Origin of the sequence: Pseudobutyrivibrio sp. AR14, from assembly GCF_900101325.1 — a bacterium.
Classification (GTDB): Bacteria; Bacillota; Clostridia; order Lachnospirales; family Lachnospiraceae; genus Pseudobutyrivibrio.
Genome location: NZ_FMUY01000003.1, coordinates 249,435 through 256,399, shown reverse-complemented (window position 1 = coordinate 256,399; position 6,965 = coordinate 249,435). Strand labels below are relative to the sequence as shown.

The window sequence follows — 6,965 nt, the reverse complement described above, 5'->3', positions numbered from 1 at the left end:
TCTGCATTCTCATTTACTGTTGCTCTGAATAATGATGATGTATCTCTTGACCAGTCTCTTACTGCATAAATATCTGCTGTGATGATGTTGATATTGCTCATGAAGTCATCATATTTCATTAATAAACCTCTTGCTGCATCATCATCCCAGTTGTTCTGAAGAACACCCTTCAATTCATCTAAGTTGTCCTTTAATCCCTGTGCTGTTGTAGCTAGCGTCTCCATTTCTGTTGCCAAATCATCTACGCCAGTAAAGCTAATGGCAACAACTCCGTCTTGTGCTGATAATTTTTCACTCATGTTTACTCTCCTTTGCTGAGTTGATTATTGTTGTACGTACCTTATTAAATACGCCACTCTTTATGTAAAATGCATCTTCCTGTTCCATCTTTGATCCCAGATTTCTCTTTTCGGTAGATCCCGCCATAATTGTCTTAATCGCTCTAATATCTTCAAATGCTAAGATATCGCAATTGTCAGTTACTAGCTTTATCAACCCTCCTACCTTGAATGATGCCTGGATGTTTGGAACATTTGAATGCATTGTACAAACTTTGCAACCTTTCAATTTTGTTACCAAAGCCTCTAATTGCTTCATTGATGAAGCCCCATATGAAAGCATATCTTCTGCAAGCTGCGAATTAAATATAAGCATGATTAGTGGCTTATCCTTTAAAGCATTACTTGATGTTGACATTAACTTGAGTCTTGCTTTTGCTTCCTCAAATACTGTACTCATTACTGATTCAACATCCGCATGATTTACAGTATATTTCTTTGTTATCGGAAGCTGGCTTATGTACTCAAGCTCTCTTGAAAGGTCATCTACTACATATAATTCCACCGGCATTTTGTCATTATTCTCAACCAAATGGTTAATGAAATACTTTAAGAATGTAAGTCTATTTGACTGTTCCGTTCCCATTAACCCTATAAAATTATCTCTCGTTAGCTGAACAATCTCTGGTTGTATATCCTCAAATCTAACACCAATTGGAATTCTATAATCGTCAAATACTTCACTTCCATATCTCTCTGTGAAGTAATCTTCATATACATGCTCTGGAACAGTAGGAATTCGTATAGCTGATATTCCCTTATTCTTCTCATTTGTTGTCTTAACAAATGCACGCATCTTTTCAACCTTATCAATCTCTCGTTCTGCTGGGAATGCAAGGTAAGTCTGAAATTCACGCAACTCATTGTCTCTTTCAATGATTCCGCGACCAGCTGTGTTATCTGGAAACAGTCTACAGTGATTAAATAGCAGACTATACTGGGAATCATCATTCTGATACATGGAAATCTTCTCACCAAAGTATGTAAGCATCTTTAATCCCAATCCAGAAGACAATGGATTTGTCATAACAACACTAAGACCTACTGCTACACCATCTCTGCAGATAAGTCCTATTATGTTTTCATAGTCCATGAATACCGCTTTCAACATAGCATAGTTTTCTATAACTAAAACTATCTGTTTCATCTCAGTATATCCAGCTTCTCTATATGAACTAAAAGAACTTAATCCCAAATCTGATAGAATCTGCTTTCTTTCATCTATCAATTCCACAAGCATATCTATGAGCTGTTTGAATTTATTATCCTCGTTGATTGTTACCACACCACCAACTTGGTTTAAATCATCAAAGTTCTTAAGCATCATTGAGGCGAAATCCATAATGTAAATGCATACCTCTGCCGCTGTATAATTCTCGCACAAACCTCTGATGACTGTCTGTAGCAGATTAGTCTTACCTGAAAGAGCACCACCTGCAATGAATACATTGTTTTTAGAAAGATTTAATTCTAAAACATCCTGCAACTGCTCTGATGGATTATCGTATATACCAATTGGTACGATTACATCCTTACTATCACTAGTTACAGACTTCTTGCTAGGATAATCAATAATCTCCGCAAGCGGTGGAAGACATATATCAGGAAGTCTTTTAATATTATTCTCTGCGCAATACTCTCCAATATAAGAAACTATTGCATCAAGTTCAGTCTTATTCTCCCCCTTTGATTTTTCAGGTTTCTGAGAATAAATAGGCTGACGTCTTCCCGCAAAATCTACTATATTTATATCAAACTCTTTCTGCTGCTCCATCTGCTCTACATTGACTGATGCTCCACTATAAGCTGACTGGAACAACTGGAATATTTCATTATTTCCAACCTGCAAATACGCACGACCAGGTTCTCTGATTTCTGCTGCAAGAGGCGATTTAAGAACCTCTTTACTGTCTGACTTATCCTGTACCTTCAAGCAGAGTTTGAATCTAGAGTTACTCCAAATCTGATCATTTACAACACCCGCTGGCTTTTGAGTTGCTAATATCAGATGCATACCTAAGCTTCGACCAATACGGGCCGCACTTATAAGTTCTTTCATAAACTCCGGCTGATCACTCTTTAACTCAGCGAACTCATCAACTATCAGAATCAAATGAGGAAGAGGAATCTTGGCTACTCCCTGTTTATATAATTCAATATAGTCATCTATTCTATTAACAGAGTACTCCGCGAAAAGCTTTTGACGCTTCATAAGCTCTGCCTTAATAGACATCAACGAGCGATCTATTTGCTTACCATCAATATTTGTAATGGCGCCATTAAGATGTGGCAAATCCTTGAATTGGTTGGCCATACCACCGCCCTTGAAATCTATGATTACAAATCCCACTTCGTAAGGATGGAAGTTTAAGCACATAGAAAGCACATAGGATTGTAAAATCTCCGACTTACCAGAACCTGTTGTACCTGCGACAAGTCCATGAGGTCCGTGGGCCTTTTCATGGATATCCAAATAAACAGTCTGTCCTGTACTATCCACGCCTAAAGCTGCAGCCATACTCTCATATATATTAGACTGCTTCCAACGCTGACCAATATTTAAGTCATAGGCACTCATTACCTTTAGCAACTGATAAAGTGTAATATTTTTTGTAAGAGTACTTTCCAAACTTATTTCATTTACATGCACACATGCCAGTTTTAATGCAGCTGCAGCGACATGGGCACTATTCAAATGCTGATACTTGAATTCAATAGTTGTTACAGCATCATCTGCTTTTTGAATAAATCCGCTATATGCATCTCTATCAAGACAAACAAGCTCGTCACAGGCCTCATGAAGAAGTTCCTTATATTCCTCAAAAAACAGGAATGTAAAATTGAGTTCAGCAGCCTTCTCTACATATTTGGTAATTGGGTGTCCGCTCATATTCTCAGAGCGATACGCAAATACGATGTAGTGCGGCTCTTTCGCCAACTCCTCTTTTTTCATTCCCTCACGAGCTGAAAGTTCATTGTAAATAGACTCTAAAATAGTTTTCTTACTTCCATCATCATAAAGAATATTTCTTCGTCCAGGTTCATTTACATTTTGGAACCAACGAATCCACTCAAAATATGGGATATCCTCTTTATTTAGCATCACATAGAACTTAACATCTTGATAAAACTGCTGTGCAGCAAGTGTCACTATAATATTCTTCATTATCTGATACAGTTTTGTTCTAGTTCCTAAAAAGCCCACTGCATCCAAATCTCTAAGATGTAAAACAACTGGCATATCATCAAGCTTTTCATATTTATCATGAATATTAGAAGGAATATCCATAAATGGATCATCTGTCTCTACATACTCATGCTTTTTGAAATCTACCTGATTGACAGAATCTACTACGCCAATTCCAAGAGGTACATCAAGGAAATCCTCATGATCTCTAAGCTTTTCAAATAGACGTGCATCAAAATTCTCTATCTGCTCGATAGTCTCTTCTGGCAACACACACATCTTCTTTGCAATTAAGCGCTCATCATATCGCTTACCAAGGATTTCATTATCCTTATTTTCTATATAGTCGTTGTATATGTTTTCTCTGCGTACAATCGCCTCATTGTATTTCTTTTTTGCTCTAATGAATCCAACAACAGTCATTATCGAGCTCATACCCATCATCATGACAAAATATATAGCGTACATGATGTTACTTCTAATCATCACTCGCATTACAGTCATCAAAATCATCATAACTATCATAGGTATGAGTTTTTCTAAAATGCCGCCTTCTGGCTCACTTGGCTTTTGCTTTGGATCTAATACCTCTAGCTTTTCTACAGGTTGTTTAAACTGCAAACGAACATTTCTAATGAATTCGGGATACTGTAATTTATTGTTCTGTTCTTGAATTAGAGATGTCTGTAATTTACATGTCAGATAGTCACTTTTCTCTGTATATAACTTTCCATCAGACAGCCAAAACTGAACATTAGCCACACTAAAGAAATCGTGATTTCTAAGCATAAACTCGCTATCAGTTATATTTGAACCATTATGGGTCACACAATATAATCCATCCTGAATAGAGACCTGATATCCTTCCAAATCTCTAAGCAAAGTAAGATTAATCTCAGGCACTTTAGGATTATCAATTCGTATATCCGAATCTATATTTGTACCGATGCTGATATCCACAATCTCTGCCAGATTAATCTCTAAATGATAATCTGTAGACATATCAGAAAAATCTGATACAAGGAAAAGATTAAATAATACGTCAGGCTCATCCTTATAAAAGAATGCTAACTCCTCAGAAAGAGGTATATTCTCATTCCCAGATTCTCTCTTCAGTTCAATCGCCCCATCACAAGTAACAGTATATGACTCCTCACTAATCACGAGATTAATAAGGAAATCTTTTGGAAAAATTTCTCCCTTAAGCCACACGTGACAATGCTTATCTGTTCCAATAGAAAGCTTAGATGCCTCACCGATTTCTATTTCTCTATTAATTCCATTTCCAAATATTAATAATCTATGTTCCATCTTCTCTACTGTCTATTTCCATTTGTATAAATGATATCTTCGTTAATCTCAAAGCCATCATTATTACTTAACACAACTGTATCTTCGCTCAACAAAACTGTATCTTCATTTAAGACTACAGTTCCTTCATCGTCCTCATTAGGCAATACTCTGTTATCTAACCTAGCCGAAGTATTCCAATTTAAGGACGCATGAACATCCGTATTTACGTAGTAGGCGGCTGTACCATTCTTCGAACCTTCTTTTAACTTACTAATAGATTTACCTGCCCCTACTCCAGTAAGTACCTTGAAGGAATGTGGAATTTTGAGAACAAACCACAATACTATGGCAGCCACTAAGAAAGTCACTGAAATTATCATAAGAATAAGTGACATTGTATTTAAAAACTCTGTTTGTCCAGATACTTCATTTAAACTTGTCATCTATTTATCCTTTACTGTTTTTCAAGAAGTTCAAGAGTCTGACGTGCTTTTTCAATGTTAGTCTTTAATTCTGTCACCATCTCTTTTAACACTTCAGACTGCTCTATTTCATCCTTTGATATATCACTTTTTATGTGCTCTTCAATATTGATTAATTGAAGATTCATCTGATCGTAGGAAATTCCATCATCATGGTATTTTGCAGCATTAATATTTATCTGTGAGGCCATCTCTTTATAAATAATTAACGCAGTGTTTGGATTATCAAGCTCTGCTATATTTCCATCACAAACAGCCACCAAATCATCCCAGTATTCACTGTAGCTTACCTTGTTATCTCCTGTTTTATCAACATTTCCCAGATTAATATAGTAATCCGCAATACTTCCTAATCTCTCAGCTCTCTCAGTCTGGCTTTCACTTAACAAGCCATCATTTACCTTATGGAACCAATATGCAGACTGTTGCTTATTGCCCCCACCTTCATAGCTATAGAAATAAGCGATTCCCATTCTATAAGCAAACAGCGCATAACCAGCCTCATTTGTTGACAGGATTTCCTCGTAAGTCCTCTTATGGTCAGGTGTAATCAAAACCTGTCTGATTGTCTGAGCTTCTTCCTCCGAGAATACTCCATCCTCTAAATACACCTTATCCAATAAATCAATGTAAGCATCTGCTTTGGATGGGTCTATTGAAATCGCAGAAATGTATGACTCCTCTTTATCCTCGAAAGTATCACTTTTCTGAGCATAATCTACATAAGAATCATAATTGGTACCTTGAACAGCTTTTGCATCACTCTTCATTAACCAAGAGCCAATTCCCGTTATAATAGAAAGAGTTAGCATCGCTACAAACGATGCCATTTTAATCTTCTCTTTTCTTCTGTATGAATTATCAAGCTCATTATAGTGTTCAAGATCATATAACAGCTCTGCACAATTTTGATATCTTTTATTTGGATCAAGCTGAGTACACTTCAAAATAATTTTCTCTAAACCCTGAGAAAATCTATCATCCCAGTATCTGATAGGATACATTTCATATGGTGGCTCACTAGGATTTTTACCTGTAAGAAGGTGGTACATAGTAGAACCTAAACAGTAAATATCGGTTCTAGCATCTGTCTGTCCCTGCCCACCAAATTGTTCTGGAGCAGCATATCCTCTTGTTCCAAGGCAAGTAGTGTCCTCTATGTTCTCTACCTTGTATCTTCGTGCTGTACCAAAATCTATAAGCACCAATCGACCATCAGGTCTGAGCATTATATTACCTGGCTTCAAATCACGGTAGATAATAGGCGGTTCCTGAGAATGCAAGTACCCAAGCACATTACATAATTGCTTAGCCCATTCAATAACATATTCCTGTGGTTGAGGGCCATAGTCTTTTACAGCTAAACTAAGGGTATTTCCCTCTATATAGTCCATCACGACAAGAATACTGCCCTCGTAGTCGATAATATCTGCGATACTAGGCAAATTAGGATGAGACAGATTCTTTAATAACTCGGTCTCTGTCTTAATGCTAGCCAATGTAACTGCAAACTCGGAAGAATCAGTTTTTCTAATTTCCTTAACTGCCCACTGTTTATTGGCGCGCTCATTCATCGCCAAATAGACAGTACTCATTCCACCTTGTCCTATTCTATTTAATATTTTGTATTTTCCATCAATAACTGAACCAATTTTAAGCATTACT

At 36.8% G+C, this 6,965-nt stretch carries 4 protein-coding genes; all 4 read right to left on the bottom strand.

Annotated features, from left to right (window positions below; genetic code table 11):
- A partial coding sequence (locus tag BLP50_RS04450; protein WP_143001120.1) for a hypothetical protein occupies positions 1-299 on the bottom strand: 299 nt, incomplete at its 3' end.
- Positions 292-4,836: a type VII secretion protein EssC gene (gene essC, locus BLP50_RS04445; protein WP_090151628.1), complete on the bottom strand. Its 4,545-nt coding sequence runs from the start codon at positions 4,834-4,836 to the stop codon at positions 292-294. The genes BLP50_RS04450 and essC, both read right to left, overlap by 8 nt.
- Before the next feature lie 5 nt (positions 4,837-4,841).
- Positions 4,842-5,261 (bottom strand): hypothetical protein, encoded by a 420-nt coding sequence (locus BLP50_RS04440; protein ID WP_090151625.1) that lies wholly within the window; start codon positions 5,259-5,261, stop codon positions 4,842-4,844.
- Between the two features lie 11 nt (positions 5,262-5,272).
- Positions 5,273-6,961, bottom strand: coding sequence for a serine/threonine protein kinase (locus BLP50_RS04435; protein ID WP_090151623.1), 1,689 nt, complete (start codon positions 6,959-6,961; stop codon positions 5,273-5,275).
- Between the last annotated feature and the right edge of the window lie 4 nt (positions 6,962-6,965).